Source organism: uncultured Tateyamaria sp. (assembly GCF_947503465.1).
GTDB lineage: Bacteria > Pseudomonadota > Alphaproteobacteria > Rhodobacterales > Rhodobacteraceae > Tateyamaria.
Window position 1 is genome coordinate 1,320,343 of record NZ_CANNDN010000001.1, and the last position, 15,395, is coordinate 1,335,737.

Annotated in this window: 16 protein-coding genes; 8 read left to right on the forward strand and 8 right to left on the reverse strand. The window is 64.4% G+C overall.

All coding sequences use genetic code 11. From position 1 onward, the window contains the following. Positions 1-27: 27 nt before the first annotated feature. The 3 genes from Q0844_RS06745 (at position 28) to Q0844_RS06755 (ending at position 6,036) form a co-directional block, all read left to right on the forward strand. The gene (locus Q0844_RS06745) at positions 28-1,194 is read left to right on the forward strand and encodes an efflux RND transporter periplasmic adaptor subunit (RefSeq protein WP_299043250.1); all 1,167 of its coding nucleotides are present in this window, start codon (positions 28-30) and stop codon (positions 1,192-1,194) included. Further along, the gene (locus Q0844_RS06750; RefSeq protein WP_299043252.1) at positions 1,194-4,337 is read left to right on the forward strand and encodes an efflux RND transporter permease subunit; all 3,144 of its coding nucleotides are present in this window, start codon (positions 1,194-1,196) and stop codon (positions 4,335-4,337) included. The genes Q0844_RS06745 and Q0844_RS06750 overlap by 1 nt, the downstream gene beginning before the upstream one ends. Before the next feature lie 121 nt (positions 4,338-4,458). After that, positions 4,459-6,036, forward strand: coding sequence for an ABC transporter substrate-binding protein (locus Q0844_RS06755; protein ID WP_299043254.1), 1,578 nt, complete (start codon positions 4,459-4,461; stop codon positions 6,034-6,036). Positions 6,037-6,231: 195 nt separating this feature from the next. Here the strand turns inward: Q0844_RS06755 and Q0844_RS06760 are convergent, their stop codons facing one another. Then, positions 6,232-7,092 (reverse strand): LysR substrate-binding domain-containing protein, encoded by an 861-nt coding sequence (locus tag Q0844_RS06760; RefSeq protein WP_299045234.1) that lies wholly within the window; start codon positions 7,090-7,092, stop codon positions 6,232-6,234. A 160-nt stretch (positions 7,093-7,252) separates the two neighbouring features. Between Q0844_RS06760 and Q0844_RS06765 the strand changes: the two genes are divergently transcribed. The 4 genes from Q0844_RS06765 to Q0844_RS06780 are packed head-to-tail and all read left to right on the forward strand — an operon-like array spanning position 7,253 to position 9,637. Further along, entirely contained in the window at positions 7,253-7,654 is a 402-nt protein-coding gene (locus Q0844_RS06765; RefSeq protein ID WP_299043255.1) for a hypothetical protein, read from the forward strand. 2 nt (positions 7,655-7,656) lie between these two features. Next, positions 7,657-8,268, forward strand: coding sequence for a GAF domain-containing protein (locus Q0844_RS06770; protein ID WP_299043257.1), 612 nt, complete (start codon positions 7,657-7,659; stop codon positions 8,266-8,268). A 14-nt stretch (positions 8,269-8,282) separates the two neighbouring features. Next, on the forward strand, positions 8,283-8,864 hold the full coding sequence (locus Q0844_RS06775) for a YceI family protein (RefSeq protein WP_299043259.1): 582 nt from the start codon (positions 8,283-8,285) through the stop codon (positions 8,862-8,864). Beyond that, positions 8,861-9,637, forward strand: a complete 777-nt coding sequence (locus Q0844_RS06780) for a hypothetical protein (protein ID WP_299043260.1) — start codon at positions 8,861-8,863, stop codon at positions 9,635-9,637. The genes Q0844_RS06775 and Q0844_RS06780 overlap by 4 nt, the downstream gene beginning before the upstream one ends. Before the next feature lie 88 nt (positions 9,638-9,725). On the opposite strand, the gene Q0844_RS06785 is transcribed toward Q0844_RS06780, so the two are convergent. Then, positions 9,726-10,268 (reverse strand): MarR family transcriptional regulator, encoded by a 543-nt coding sequence (locus tag Q0844_RS06785; RefSeq protein ID WP_299043261.1) that lies wholly within the window; start codon positions 10,266-10,268, stop codon positions 9,726-9,728. An 89-nt stretch (positions 10,269-10,357) separates the two neighbouring features. Between Q0844_RS06785 and Q0844_RS06790 the strand changes: the two genes are divergently transcribed. Then, on the forward strand, positions 10,358-11,107 hold the full coding sequence (locus Q0844_RS06790) for a hypothetical protein (RefSeq protein ID WP_299043262.1): 750 nt from the start codon (positions 10,358-10,360) through the stop codon (positions 11,105-11,107). Between the two features lie 103 nt (positions 11,108-11,210). On the opposite strand, the gene Q0844_RS06795 is transcribed toward Q0844_RS06790, so the two are convergent. The 6 genes from Q0844_RS06795 to Q0844_RS06820 all read right to left on the reverse strand — a co-directional run bounded on the left by Q0844_RS06795 (position 11,211) and on the right by Q0844_RS06820 (position 15,373). Beyond that, positions 11,211-11,879 (reverse strand): hypothetical protein, encoded by a 669-nt coding sequence (locus Q0844_RS06795; RefSeq protein WP_299043264.1) that lies wholly within the window; start codon positions 11,877-11,879, stop codon positions 11,211-11,213. Continuing rightward, complete coding sequence (locus Q0844_RS06800) at positions 11,876-12,340, reverse strand: hypothetical protein (RefSeq protein WP_299043265.1); 465 nt, start codon at positions 12,338-12,340, stop codon at positions 11,876-11,878. The genes Q0844_RS06795 and Q0844_RS06800 overlap by 4 nt, the downstream gene beginning before the upstream one ends. After that, positions 12,337-12,930, reverse strand: coding sequence for a TetR/AcrR family transcriptional regulator (locus Q0844_RS06805; RefSeq protein ID WP_299043268.1), 594 nt, complete (start codon positions 12,928-12,930; stop codon positions 12,337-12,339). Before Q0844_RS06805 ends, Q0844_RS06800 begins: the two co-directional genes overlap by 4 nt. Positions 12,931-13,004: 74 nt before the next feature. After that, complete coding sequence (locus Q0844_RS06810) at positions 13,005-13,784, reverse strand: SDR family NAD(P)-dependent oxidoreductase (protein ID WP_299043270.1); 780 nt, start codon at positions 13,782-13,784, stop codon at positions 13,005-13,007. 9 nt (positions 13,785-13,793) lie between these two features. Continuing rightward, the gene (locus Q0844_RS06815; protein WP_299043271.1) at positions 13,794-15,023 is read right to left on the reverse strand and encodes a DUF6596 domain-containing protein; all 1,230 of its coding nucleotides are present in this window, start codon (positions 15,021-15,023) and stop codon (positions 13,794-13,796) included. After that, complete coding sequence (locus Q0844_RS06820; RefSeq protein WP_299043272.1) at positions 15,020-15,373, reverse strand: YciI family protein; 354 nt, start codon at positions 15,371-15,373, stop codon at positions 15,020-15,022. The genes Q0844_RS06815 and Q0844_RS06820 overlap by 4 nt, the downstream gene beginning before the upstream one ends. Positions 15,374-15,395: the final 22 nt, after the last annotated feature.

The following is a 15,395-nucleotide window of genomic DNA, read 5'->3' on the forward strand; positions in this document are numbered from 1 at the left end:
CCTTACTTCCTGTCAAGGAGGGACACCATGCCGAACCGTCGCGCCAACGATACACCGAAACCGCCGCTTTGGAAGCGCACCCTGCGCGGGATCGTCACGCTGACCGGGACCGCGTCGGTCATCGCAGTGGCCGCCGGAGCCGTCTGGCTGGGCAGTGCCACCCTTGCCACCCGCGCCGCCGCCGTGGACGCGCCGCCCCCCGCACCGGTCAGCACTGTCGCCGCGATGCGCGTGGCCCCAGCAGACAGCATGACAATCACCCGCGCCTTCCACGGACAGGTCGAGGCCGCGCAAACCGTGAACATGAGTTTCGAGCAGAGCGGTCGCCTGAACGTCCTGAACGTGGACGAAGGCGACCGCGTCAAGGCGGGGCAGGTCCTGGCGCGGCTCGACACCCGTATCCTGATGGCCGACCGCAGCCGCCTGATGGCGTCCCGCGACGCCCTTGAGGCGCAGGCCGAACTGTCGCAACGCACCACGGACCGGCAAAAGGAACTGCGCAATCGCGGCTTTGCCTCTGACCAGGCGGTGGACAATACCGCGTTGAACCTGGCCGCATTGCAGGCCCAGATTGCCGAGGTGGACGCCGCCATCATGCAAGTCGACGTGCGGCTTAGCCAGACCGAATTGCTGGCCCCGTTCGATGGCATTGTCGGGGCGCGTCACGTGGATCCTGGCGCCATCATGGCCGTGGGCACACCGGTGCTGGACATCCGCAAGGACAGCGCGCCGATCTTCCGCGTCGGCATTGATCCCAAGCTGGCGGGCCGCGTTGCGCAGACACAGGCCACCGTCACGCTGGACGGCGCGGCGTACGACGCCCGCTTTGTCGGCTTCCGCCCCGATCTTGATGCACAGACCCGCACGCGCACCGCCCTGTTCGAGGTGCGGACCGACGATCCCGTCTACCTTGCCTCGGGCACGCTGACGCTGAGCAGCGAACTGGACCAGTCCGGCTATGCGGTGCCGCTGCGCGCGTTGCGTGACGGGGTGCGCGGCCTTTGGACTGTCATGGTGCTGACCCCCGGCAAAGATGACCTGCACACCGCCGCCGCCGCCGCCGTCGAAGTGTTGCACGTCGAAGGCGACACCGCCTTTGTCCGGGGCACATTGCAGGGCGACGCGATGATCGTGCCCGATGGCACGCACCGCCTTGTGCCCGGCGATCAGGTCCGCATCCAAGAGGCGCAGTGATGGAAACCCTCACCTTCCGCCAACCGCGCCTTGTGGCCCTCGCCCTGCTGGTCATCATCGCTGCCGGCCTGTCGTCGCTACTGGCCATCGGTCGGCAGGAAGATCCCACAATCACAAACCTGTTCGGCACCGTAACCACGGTCGTACCGGGTGCGGACCCCGCGCGGGTCGAGGCGCTGGTGACCCAACCCATCGAAGACATCCTGCGCGAAGTTTCCGAAGTCGATGTGATCGAAAGCACCTCGTCCACCGGCATCTCCATCGTCACGGTCGAACTGGGCGTGACCGTACCCAACGACCGGATCGAAACCGTCTGGGCCGAGATCCGCGACGATCTGGCCGACCTGTCCCCCACCCTGCCCGCTGACGCGTTCGAACCCGAATTCGACACGGATCGCAGCAGCGCCTACGCCGCCATCGCGGCCCTGTCGGCAGAGCGCGGCATTCCCACAACGATCCTGGGCCGCTATGCCCGCGACCTGGCCCAGGATCTGCGCAACATCCCCGGTACCGAACTGGTCGAGTTGTTCGGTGCGCCCGAGGATGAGGTGCTGGTCACGTTGGACCCCGTGACCACCGCCGCGCTCGGCCTGACGGCAAATGACGTCTCCCGCGCCATCGCCCAGGCCGATGCAAAAGGCCCCGCCGGACGTGTGCGCCCGGCGGGGTCCGACCTGCTGATATCCGTGGCCGGCGAGGTCGAAGCGCTGGACCGCCTGGGCGAGATCGTGGGGCGCCGGTCCGACACGGGCGCCGTCACCTACCTGTCCCAAGTGGCCGACATCACGCGTGGCCCCCGCACACCGCAGGCCGAAATGGCGATCTACAATGGCAAGCCCGCGATCCTTGTCGGCGCCAAGCTGGAAAGCGGCTTGCAGGTGGACAAATGGGCCGCCTTCGTCCGGGACGAGATTGCCGACTACCAGTCCAACATCCCGCAGGGCGTCACGCTGGACCTCAGCTTTGATCAGTCGGGCTATACCGCTGACCGGCTCAAGGAGGTCGGCCTCAACATGGCCATCGGCGTCAGCCTTGTCGTTGGCGTTCTGCTGATCACCCTCGGCCTGCGCTCTGCCATGATCGTGGCGCTGATCCTGCCGGTGGTGACCCTAGCCACCCTGTTCACGATGAATTTCATCGGCCTCGCCATCCACCAGATGAGCGTCACGGGCCTGATCGTGGCCCTTGGCCTGCTGGTCGATGCCGGCATCGTCATGACGGACGAGGTGGGCCAACGGCTTGAAAAAGGCATAAGCCGCGTCAAGGCCGCCGGTCAGTCGGTCAAGCGCCTCTTCGCACCGCTTCTCGCCTCGACCGTGACAACGGCGCTGTCCTTCACGCCCCTGATCCTGTTGCCCGGCCCTGCGGGCGATTTCGTGGGCTCCATCGCCATCGCCGTGGTGATCATGCTGGGCTGGTCCTTTGTCGTCGCGATCACGCTGACCCCGGCCATCGCCGGGCACCTGCTGCCCGCGAACGGCACGCGCGGCGGCATGAAGGGCGGCGCATTGGGCCGCGCCTTTGCTGCCTCGCTCCGCTGGTCCGTCACCAACCCTGTCCGATCCATCGCCCTGGCGCTGGTTCTGCCCGTCACCGGTTTCCTGTCCATGCCAACACTCACGGCACAATTCTTTCCCGGCGTGGACCGCGACCAGTTTTATATCGAGGTGGACCTGGCCCCCGGTGCAGGCATCGCGGACACCCAAGGCGTGGTGGCCCGGCTGGACGCGCGGCTGACAGCCGACGACCGGATCGAACAGGTCATGTGGGTCATGGGCCGCTCTGCCCCGCCCTTCTATTACAACATCGTCGGCGCGCGCGAAAACGCGCCCGGCCATGCCCACGCGCTGCTGACGACCCGATCTGCGCAAGCGACCGAGGCCGTGCTGCACGACCTGCAGGGTGATCTGGCCCTCACGGCACCCGAAGCGACAATCCTTGTGCGCGGCCTGGTCCAGGGGCCACCCGTGAACGCCCCCGTCGAAATCCGTCTGGTCGGCAATGACCTCGGCGCCTTGCGCGAAACCGGTGACGAAGTCCGGCGCATCATGTCCGGCGTGGACAGCGTCCTTGTCACCCGCGGCACCATCGGCGGCGGCGCGCCCAAGGCCGTGGTGACGGTGAACGAGGCGCAGGCGCAACTCCTGGGCCTCGACCTGCGCCAGATTGCCGGTCAGATGCAGGCCGGGCTCGAAGGGGTCACCGGCGGCTCCATGGTGGAAGGGGACGAGGAACTGCCCATTCGCGTCCGTCTGGGCGATGCCACACGCGAATCGTTGCAAGCCATCCGCGACCTGCCGATCCTACGGCCAGACGCGGCACAACTCTCGGCCCAGGGCCGCTGGCCTGCCCTGCCGCTGTCGGCCGTGTCCACGATCGAATTGCAACCCGCTGCCAGCAGCATCACGCGCCGCAACGGCGAACGGGTCAACACGGTGCAGGCGTTTATCCTGCGCGATGTCCTGCCCGAGGAAGCGCTGGTCGACGTCCAGGCCGCTCTCGAGGCCAATGGCTTCGCAGTGCCCGACACCATGCGGCTCGAACTTGGCGGCGACAGCGACGCGCGGGCCGACACGCTCAGCGACCTGCTCGCGTCGCTTGGCCTGATCGTCACGCTCTCCATCGCGGCCATCGCGCTGACATTCAACAGCTTCCGGCTGACGGCTGTGGTGCTGGTCGTGTCGGGCCTGTCCGCTGGCCTGTCCCTGCTGGCGCTTGCAATCTTTCAATACCCGTTCGGGATCAACGCCATCATCGGGGTCATCGGCTCGATCGGGGTGTCGATCAACGCGGCCATCATCATCCTGACAGGTCTGCAAGACGACGACGCGGCAGCCTCCGGCGACAAGGACGCCATGGTCGATGTGGTCATGGGCTCCAGCCGCCATATCGTCTCGACGACAATCACCACCTTCGGCGGCTTCCTCCCGCTGATCCTCGCCGGCGGCGGCTTCTGGCCCCCGTTTGCCATGTCCGTCGCGGGCGGCGTGCTGTTGTCCACCGTGGTCAGCTTCTACTTCACACCGCCGGTCTTTGCCCTGATCCACCGCGTGCGGCGCGCCCCCGCAGCGCCCGCGCAACAGGACGACACCAAAGACACCCCATTCGTGCTGCACCCGCCCTTCAGCCAGGCTGCGGAATAGGCACACAGACGAAAACACAAACCCAACCGCACCGTGCGGGGCGGTTCCCTCCCCTACCTGCTTGCCAAACCCGCCGGAGTAACGAACACTCACAGGCAGAACACAAAAAGGGGAGACTTCCATGAAACTCACATCCTTCCTGTCCGCCGCCCTCCTGCTGTCGTCGACAGCGCTGGTCAGCGCCGAGACACTGAAATGGGCACGTGCGGGCGATGCGCTGACGCTTGACCCGCATTCCCAGAACGAAGGGCCGTCGCACACGATGCGGCACCAGATGTACGAACCGCTGATCATCCGCGACACAACCGGCGCGTTTGAACCGGCGCTTGCCACCGAATGGGCGCCCAAGACCGATGATCCCAACGTCTGGGTCTTCAAGCTGCGCGAAGGGGTCACCTTTCACGACGGGTCAGATTTCACCGCCGAAGACGTCGTGTTCAGCTATGACCGCGCCAAGCAGCCCAATTCGGACATGAAAGAGCTGATCGGCTCGATCACCGAGGTGCGTGCGACAGACGACTTCACCGTCGAAATCGTCACGGATGGCCCGAACCCGATCCTGCCCTCGAACCTCACCAACCTGTTCATCATGGACAAGGGCTGGACCGAGGCGAACAACACCGTGAATGTGCAGGACTTTGAGGGCGGCGAGATCACATACGCCACCACCAATGCCAATGGCACCGGGCCTTATGTGCTGCAAAGCCGCGAACCGGACGTGAAGACCGTCATGACCCGCAACGAAAATTACTGGGGCATCGACCAGTTCCCGATGGAGGTGACGGAAATCGTCTACACCCCCATCCAGAACGCCGCGACCCGAGTGGCGGCCATGCTGTCGGGTGAGATCAACTTCCTTCAGGACATGCCTGTCCAGGACCTTGAGCGCGTGAACGCCGCCGATGGTCTGGTGGTCAAGCAGGCACCGCAGAACCGTGTCATCTTCTTCGGTATGAACCAGGGCGCGGACGACATCGAAGCGGACAACATCGACGGCAAGAACCCACTGGCCGATGTGCGCGTGCGCAAGGCGATGTCGATGGCGATGAACCGCGATGCGATCCGCCAGATCGTGATGCGCGGCCAGTCGCAGCCCGCGGGCATGATTGCACCGCCTTTCGTCAACGGCTGGACGGCGGAAATGGACGCCGAATCCTCAACCGACATCGACGGGGCCAAGGCGCTGCTGGCCGAGGCGGGTTATGCCGACGGGTTCTCGATCCGTCTTGACTGCCCGAATGACCGCTACATCAACGACGAGGCGATCTGTCAGGCCGCCGTGGGCATGCTGGGCCAGATCGGCATCACCGTGAACCTCGACGCCAAGCCCAAGGCCCAGCACTTCCCGCTGATCACCGACGGCAAGACCGACTTCTACATGCTGGGCTGGGGTGTTCCGACCTACGACTCGGAATACATCTTCAACTTCCTCGTCCACGGGCGGGAATCGGACATCGGCACGTGGAACGGCACCGGCTTTGACAACGACGACCTGGACGCCAAGATCAAGTCGCTGGCCTCCAACACCGATCTTGAGGCGCGCAACGCCGACATCGCCGACATCTGGCGCGTCGTGCAGGACGAAGCGCTGTATATCCCGCTGCACCACCAGGTCCTGAACTGGGGCATGGCCGAGGGCATGGGGATCGAGGTTGATCCCGAAGACCAGCCCAAGGTGAAATACTTTACCGTGAACTAAGCCTCGGAAACGATGGAGAAAGGCGGCGCTGACAGTTCCGCCTTTTTTGTGTCCGGTCGGCGGGCAAAACCGACCCTCGCAACACGCAGCCCAAGCGATTCCGTGCAGAAAACCGAGCGATGCGTCGCAAGGTCAAACGCGCGTGGCATCGATCGGCGCTCGCCACCAAAGCACCGCCATCGTTGGGTGCGTCCGCTAGAGACCTTCGTTTTCAATGTGATCGATCAATTTGTTGATCGAAACACCCGGAACGTCCCGGTCATAGATGGCGACATAGCTTGCCTCAGGTTCGATTGCCGCGCGGAACAGGGACACCAGGGCACCCTGTCGGGCAAATTGCCACGCCAATTCAGTCGGCAGCAGCGCAACAGCGTTTCCCGCCAACACAGCGGACAGCACAAGGTTGGCATCCCCGACCCCACGAAACGATATGCCGGACGGAACATCCAAACCCGCCAAGGCGAATTCCTGCGGCCAGAAGTTGTATATTGCCTCATGCAGCAACGTCGCGTCCTCGAGGTCCGCCACGGATGTCGGGCGGCCCAGCGCCTCGTAGGTATCTGGGCGGCAAAACGCACTCCAACCGGACCGACCGATCGCGCGGCCCGGCACCGGGGTGTCGCAAAACCGGATGGCCACATCGACATCGTGCAGATCAACGGGGGCGTCATAGCTGGCGGCCACACGCACATCGACCTCGATCCCGGGATGTGCGTCCCAAAAGGACCCGAGATGCGGGATCAACCGATGCGACAGAAAAGCGGCCGGTGCGCTGACAACAAGCGAGGTGTCGCGCGCCGCGCGGCGCATGGCCCGGCAATAGGCAGAGATCCGGGTCAGTGGCGGCTCTACCGTTTGGAACAGGGTACGGCCTGTCGGCGTCAGAACAGGGGTTCTCACGTTGCGGTCAAACAGGGCCGTGCCGAACCAGTCTTCCAAAATCCGAATCTGCTGGCTCACCGCAGACGTGGTCACACCAAGGGACTTTGCCGCGTCCTTGTGTCGGTCCGACGCAGCAAGCACGGCAAATACGCTCAGGGCGCGCAAGGGCGGCATATCAGGCACAGAGTTTCCCCGTAGAATACCTACGTGCAAGAACAGCCCACCTTTATTCTTATTTGAAATCACGTTGATGTGAGCGCCCTTGGGCAAGATTTCCTTCGCAGGATGGGCGTCAGGCTGCACCCCTGACGTCATCAGCCGAAGGAGCTTTCCGATGATCCACCTCACAAGACGCAGCACCCTGGCCGGACTTTGCCTCGCCCCGTTCGCGGTCCGGGCACAATCCGCAGACCAGATTGCATTTCACTTCTACGGGGCGCAGAACTGTCCACCGTGCATCGCCTTCAAACGGGCGGGCCTGCCGATCGTTCAGGCCGCGGGCGACGCGTCCGGGTTTTCCGTGATCGAGAACATGATCGCGCGCACGCAGGATATCGGCGACGTGGGCATCTATGGCCCGGCGGATCCGCTGCTGCGTCAGGCAGGCGGGCAGCTGAACAGGATCTACCCGCCGCTCTTCATCGTGACGCGGGGCGACGACATCCTGTCAGCGCGCGAAGGCGACTGGCGCAGCGCGCTTGCAGATGCCGAAGCCGCATCCAAGGCGAAGACGTAGGCATGAATACCGTTCAGCATCCCGGGCGGCGCAGTGTTGTGGGCATGACGTTGGCCTTTGCATGTGCTGGCCCGTCTTTTGCACATGGCGGGGCACGCAATGCCTTTGCGCCTGTCCTTGCTGATCCTCTCATGTCCAGCGATCAAAAGCTGGACGCGGTGCTGACGTTGCTGGTCAGGCACCTGCGGACCGATCGCGCCTTCATCTACATGCGGGACCCCGACCGGCGCATGACGGCCTACACGCATCTTGCGACCACACGGCCCGGCTGGGGGCGCTTCGCCCTGAACGCGTGGTCTCCAGAGCCGAACCCCGACACCCTGACCGAACCGATGCTGAAAAGCGCGTTTCACAGCGATCAGGTGCATTACATCGATGACATCGAGACCGCCCCTGCAGGCATGATCAACCGTGCCCTGGAACGCTCCTATTTCGGGCACCGCGCCCTGATCCACGCCCCCCTTCACCAACAGGCCAGGTTCTACGGCATCCTGGAAACCGCCATGAAGGACACCCCGCGCATCTGGTCGCCTCAAACCCGCGACCTGATCCACTGGCTGCAACCACAGGTCGCCCGTCTTTGCAGCCTTTATCTTTCTGCCAACCCAACCTGAAAGGACACTCTCCCATGAAATCCCTGTTTCGCCATGTTGCGACATCCTTTGTCGTCGCCTGCTTCGGCCTGTCGGCCTACGCAGCGGAAACCTTCACCTTCGATCCGGGCCATTCGCAGGTGGTGTTTTCCTGGAACCATCTGGGCCTGTCAGAGCAATCCGGCAAGTTCGCGGGCTTTGGCGGCGAGGTCACCCTGGACGAAGCCGCGATCGAAAACAGCACGGTCCGCGTCGAAATCGTTGCCGAGAGCCTGCAAACCGGGAACCCGGAATTCGACGGCCACCTCCGCTCGGACGAGTTTTTCGATGTCACGGTGCATCCTGACATTTCCTTTGTTTCCACATCCGTCAGACGCACCGGGCCAAACACAGCCGAAATTGCCGGGGATTTGACAATCCGTGGCGTCACCAGACCGGTCACGTTGGATGCGCAGTTGAACTTCATCGGAGAGCATCCAACCAAGGGTCACCGGGCCGCCGGGTTCAAGGCCACGACCCGCGTGTTGCGCAGCGACTTTGGCCTTGGGGCCTTTGCGCCGCTGGTGTCGGATGAAATCGACATCGTCATCGCCACAGAACTGGCCGCGACGTCGTGAAGCCATGCAGAATTCTGGTGTGTGCGGTCCTTTGGGCCGCGCACACCGCCATTGCCGTATCGGCGTGTTCGGAAACGTCGGACTGCGCCGTGGCGGGCGGCACATATCGCATCCTTGAGGCCGAAAAGCCGTCCGGCACGCTGATCTTTGCCCACGGCTACAAGGGGTCCGCCGGGCAGGTCATGCGCGGGCGACTAAAGACCTTCGCGTCAAAGAACGCCCTCAATCTGGTGGCCTTGCAATCCGCAGGCGACGATTGGGCCATCCCCAATGCGCCGACGGACGGCAACTTTGTTCCCCGGGACGAGGTCGCCTATGTCAAAGCGGTGTTCGATGATCTGGAGATGCGATTTGATCTGGATCGGTCATCATTTGTCCTTGCCGGGTTTTCCGCAGGCGCGATGCTGGTGTCCACTGTCGCCTGCCGGTCCGAGTTGACCCCGCACGCCTTTGTCGCAATTGCCGGCACGGCCTGGGCACCGATGCCGGGCGCTTGTGTGAAAAACGACACCCGGTTCCTTCATATCCACGGCCTGAATGACACGGTCGTCCCGATGGCAGGTCGGCCGGTTGCCGACGCCCACCAAGGGGACGTGCGGCTGTTTCTGAAGACGCTGGCTGCGTCCCGACCGCGTCACGCGGAAACAGCTTTCTCCCAACCCGTCGCATGCGACAGCTTTGAAACGATTGCAGGAACCGAAACCTACCTGTGCCTGACGCGGGATGGGCACGGGTTTCGGCCTGACTATCTGACGGTCGCCCTGCCCGGTTGACGCACGCTGTCTGCGTCAGGGCACCTTGCCCGCTGGCGCATGGCCTGGTCGCGCAGGCGCAACATCTGTCCAATCCCGACGGATTGGGTCACGCAGCGGTTTGCTCATGACATATCTGTTCCGCTTCCTCCGGCCAAAGCGGCAGCGACAGCAGCGCACACTGCAGGCCGCGTTCCGTGACGCGATGATGGGCACAGGTCTTGCAAAGGCCAAAGGGACGGCCGCCGTTTTCACGCAGCTGACGTGCAAGGAGCGCTGAAAGGCTGTCACCAAGCCGGGTCTGCTCGATGTCCGGCATTGTGTTAATCGCCGCTTCCAGTGCCCTGCTGCGGCCTGCCAGGGCGCGGCCCGCCTCGGTCAGTTCATAGGAAATCGACCGCTTATCTGTCTCTGACCGCCGCTCGCGGACATAGCCCTTGCGGGCCAGGGCCTTCAGCGTCTGTGACGTCGTTCCCCGCGTCGTGCCCAGATAATCGGCCACATGGGACGGCGCGCGAGAGAAGCGGTTGGCGCGCGACAGGTAATCCAGCGCGGCAACTTGCGCGGGGTTCAATGCGTCGTCCCAGGTTTCAGAGGCGTCCAGACGCGCAAGGCGGGTGATGAGCGCGCGAATTTGGTCAGGGTGCGTCATGGTCACCTGATAGCGACTCAATACTACTATTGCAACAACTCCGCCTCACTGGTATCGAGTCGCTATTATATATTCCAAAGGAGCCCCACATGACCCGAACCCTTCTCACCTCTGCCTGCGCGGTCCTGCTTGCAGGCGCAGCTTTCGCCGACGGAAACCACGCGATTCACCAGGATGGTGCAATCGTGTCGCAGCCGGACAGCACGCAAGTGGCCGCCTTCGACATCCTCGCCGCCCATGCCCATCGCGATGGCCGTCTCGTGACCTTCCACATGACGACGAACGGTGTCGCCGGGGCAGAGCAACCAGAGCCCACCGGTGCCCTCGGCGGCGCGCCGGTGTCGTCCTACGTCTGGCCCACATCGCTTGACCCCGCGACAGTCGGGTTCGAAGGCGGCACCGGCATCCTCGCCTTGGCCGCCACCAGCCACCCCGATTTCGACGACACGCCGCTTTTTGACGAAAACAACGACGGCGACCCGGGCAATGACGGCCTGCTGTGGCACAGTCACTGGGTTGTCCTGACACCCACCGAAGGCTGTGGCGCGGGTGCGCTCGGCGTCCGCGATATCCCCGAGGGCACCAGCCCCGCCATGCCCGCGACGTGGCCGGGCCTGCCGATCTTTATCGACAGCCCCGGATACACGCCGGTGTTCGACGGTCCCGAAATCGCCATCACAGTGCCCTTCGCCGATCCGAACGTGGTGAATGGGGCAAGCTATGACGGCGTCACCTCGGCCTTGCGGGTGAATGCGAGCATCCATGCGCCATTGCTTTGCGTCACCGACATCTTCGATATCGCCTCCGGCGACCTGAGCCTGCCGGGCAGCTTGAACTGATGGGTTTGGGCCGCGCGCGAGGGTGCGGCCCGCCCACTCACAGCAGTGGCACTGCGCCGGGCGTGATGGGCATTTCCCGGTCGCTGATGGCCTTGGTCAACACTCAACCCAAGGCGTCAATCAGCTGCAAGGCCTGCGCGCCAAGTGCATCACCGTGGATGATGGACCCGTGACAGGGAATGATGCGCGTCGGCGCTGCCGTGGCAACCTGCCCCGCAAGCCACGCGCGATACGCGGACCTGTCGCCAATACCAAAACGGGGGAACGTCCCAAGAAGCCGTGGCGCATCGCTGACCGTGTCAGACGCCGCCTGTTCGCCACAGAACGCGTCGGTGACAATCCAGATCATGTCCGATCCTGTGCGCAACGCGATCCAGATCTCGCCGGTCTTCAACCCATTTGGAACGACGACGCGGGCCAAGGGCGGCAGGCCCAGGTCCGCATCCTCGCACGCGGCAAAGGACAAGGACGTCTGTGTCTCCAGCCTCGGCCTGGCGGCGGTGGAACAGATCAACTGTGCGTCCGGGAATGCCGCACAATATTCGGCCAATCCCTTGTGGTGATAATGGTTGGGTGCCAACAGATATGCCACCGGCCCCAGCGCCTCCAGACTGTCGCGCGCAGCCATGCCAAGCCCGGCAACCGGACTGTAAAGGCAAAGACCACCGTCCCGCAGCCGGATCGCCGTGCACCGCAAATTGCCCTTCCGCGCCGAATGGACCAGCCCGTCCGCGCCATCGACCGGCCGAAACGCTGACAGTGTCTTGCTCATCCTCGGTCCACGTCGCTGCGAAAGCAGAACCACCAGACGATCAGTGCGGCAACGACCATCTCCAGCCAGGCCAATGGCAGTGCTGCCAGCAGAATGCCGATGGTGGCAAGGTACATGTTGAACAGCCCCAGCCAGAGGATGCCAAAGATCGTGACCCAGACGCCCGTGCCCGCAATCAGGGCGGTGCGGGTGGTGCCGCCGAACTGGCGAAGGGCAAGCCAGGGTATGAATGTCGCCGCCAGAACCAGGATCGTGTCCCACAGCCCCCAGATCAGGAACACGGGCAGGTTCATCGGCGCGATATCCGGCACCTCCGGAAAGGCATCGCGCATCATCGGCATCACGAACACGAAGTAACGAAAGACTTCGGAGATGTTGATCCAGATGAAGTTGGCGGCCAGCGCATGGAAGAACGGCGCACGCGCAAAGGATGGCGCATCTGGTTGGGTGGTGAATGTCATGACATCGTGCCCTTCAAAACGGTCAGAAAGGTTTCGACAGCCCGGCGCAGGTCCCCTGCGTCGCCGGTTGTGCGGGACATCGACCAAAGGCCATTGGCGAACACCACACAGACATCGGCCAGATGGGCCGGGTCAGCTGTTGTCGATCCGCGCGCGGTCATCTCGTTGCGCAAAGCGGCCTCGAACCCGCTGCGCAGGCGGGCGGTGTGGCGCGCCACCTGTGCGCCTACCTCCGGGTCGTGGGGCGCGACCTCGGTCGCTGAATTGGCGACGAAACAGCCCGGTCCGGGCAGGCCTGCCGCTTCGCCCGCGCTGATCTGGATTTCGAAATAGGCGGCGATGCTGGACAGATCGGCAGTGTCGGCCTCGACAACGGAGAATGCCGGAGTGACGACCGACGCCTGATAGGCGTCGAAACAGGCGATGAACAGGTCCCGCTTGCCGCCGAAGGTCTTGTAGATGCCATGGCGGCTGACAGCAGTCGCCTTGACCAGATCGTCCATCGACGTCGCGTGGTACCCGTGCCGCCAGAACTGCGCGAGCGCCCGTTCAGTCAGTGCGTTTTGCGTGAATGAGGCGGATCTGGGCATGGCTTAAGCCATAGCAGAACAATCGTTCTGCATCAACGTGTTTTCTCCGCGCCTCCCCCTGATGTTACCTCCGCTCAGGCAGGGGGCAGTCCGAATTGCGTGCGAAAGGCGCGGTCGAACACAGTCGCTGGCAGCCAGGTGCTGAGACGGCGCAGCCTGCGTGCCTCCTTTCCTGCGTCCGTGATCGCGGGCGGGTGTCGCATGGTGGCAAGACGCAATACGCAACGGGCAACGACAGCCGGGTCGTCGGCCATGGACAGGCTTCGTTCCACCGCCTGTTGAACCGCGCCTGCAGCACTACCGGGTGCCGTCGCCGCAAAGACCGTGTTGGACCCGATCGATGTCCGCATGAAGCCGGGCCGAACCGCCAGCGACCGCAGGCCCGTGCCGCGCACTTCATGATCGAGAGAGGTGGAAAACCCCTGAAGCGCATGTTTCGTGGCGGCATAGACCCCCATATAAGGCGCAGGCAAAAAGCTCGTGACCGAGCAGATATTGACGATCCTGCCCCGGCCCGCGTTGCGCATCGGCGGCAGGACAGTGCGGGCCATGCGCATCGCACCAAAAAGATTGGTCTCGAACGCGGCGCGGTTTTCATCCTCCGAAAAGGCGTCGAAGGCACCGATCTGGGCAAAGCCCGCATTGTTCACCAGCAAGTCGACGCGACCATGCCGGTCCACCACCTCGGCCACAAGGGCGGTGCAGGACGCGGCGTCGGTGACATCAAGGCGGGCAAAGCCCTCTTGCTTCCGGCTTGTGCCGATGACAGTCGCACCGGCCGCGCTGAGCGTTTTTGCGATGGCGGCACCAATGCCGCTGGACGCTCCGGTGACGATGGCGATGTGATCTTTCATGATGGCCCCTCAGCTTTGCAGAAGCCGCGCCTTGCGGGCAGCAAGATAAGTGCGTGCGGCGGAATCGTCGGACAGGCCAATGGCCCGGTCAAAGGCATCGCGCGCCGGTTCGATGTCACCAAGGCGCACCAACACATGCGCGCGCGTCGCCCACCAGGGCTGATAGGATTTGCGCGCACCTTCCGGAATGGCATCAAGCGCAGCCAGTGCCGCCTTCGGCCCTTCGGTCTCGGCCAGAACGGCGGCCTGCCCGGTCCGCGCGCCGATGGTGGGCGCCACATGCACCAACCCGGCATAAAGCAGCGCAAGCTCGGACCAGTCGGTGGTGCCCGTGCGACGGCGCGCGGCATGAACCGCCTGTATCGACGCCTCCAACTGATAGCGTCCCAGGCTGGCATGGCGTGCCGCGTTGCGCAGCGCCTTCTCGGCGTCGGCCAGCAGGGCGGCGTCCCAAAGGGCGGTATCCTGCTCCTCCAGCGGGATCAGCGCGCCGGTCATCGCATCGGTTCGCGCGGGGCGGCGCGCCTCGGCAAACAGCATAAGCGCAAAGAGGCCATCCGCCTCGCCGGTGTCCGGAAACCCGGCGGCAACAAGGCTGGCAAGCCAGATCGCCTCCTGTGCGAGGCCCGCCGCCTTGGGATCGCCCGCCGGAATGCCGTTGTATCCGACCGCATAGGCGCCGTAGATCGCGTTCAGCACATCGCCCATCCGCTCCTCGAAATCGCGTCCCTCCGGCAGATCGAAGGTGATCGCGGCGGCCTCAATCTTGGCCTTCACCCGGGTCAGGCGCTGGCCCAACGTGCCCGGCGGCATCAGGAACACCGACGCCATGCGCCGCGCGTCAAGGCCCAGCACCGCTTGCAGCATCAGGGGCGCGCGCAGGCCCGGGTCGATCGCGGGATGGGCGCAGATGAACATCAGCGGGATGCGCGGATCGGTGGTGGGGGCGGATATGGCGGCGCGTTCTTCGGCCATGCGGGTCAGTTCCTGTTCATAGATACCGGGCAAGGCACCGGTCCGCGCCCGGTCAATGGCGCGGTTACGGGCGGTGCGGGTCAGCCACGCTTCGGGATTGTCGGGCACGCCGGTGGCGGGCCAGGTCTCCAAGGCCCGGGTCAGGGCATCCGACAGCGCATCCTCGGCATCGGCCAGCGATCCCGTGCGCGCCACAAGCCGGGCGACCAGCCTGCCATAGGACAGGCGGGCCACCCGTTCGACCGCACGGGCCGCCTCGGTCATGCGTCGCGCATGATGACGGGGCGCACCTCGACTGCGCCGCTGGACGCCGCCGGGTTGCGCGCCGCCCAATCAAGCGCGGTGTCAAGGTCGGGCACGTCGATGACATAGAAACCACCCAGCTGTTCCTTGGTGGCGGCATAGGGCCCGTCCTGCACCTCGCGCCCGCCGTCGGTCATGCGAATGGTCGTGGCCGTGTCGGACGGATGCAGCGCCTCGCCCCCGACCATGATCCCGGCGTCCATCAGCGCGCGCGTGTAAGCGCCCCAAAGTTCGCCATCGGCCGCGGCGCGCACGGCGTCGGCGTCGGGATGATCGGCGGGCGGGGTGTAGTTCATGATGATGTATTGCATGGGTGTCTCTCCTTGGATTGCA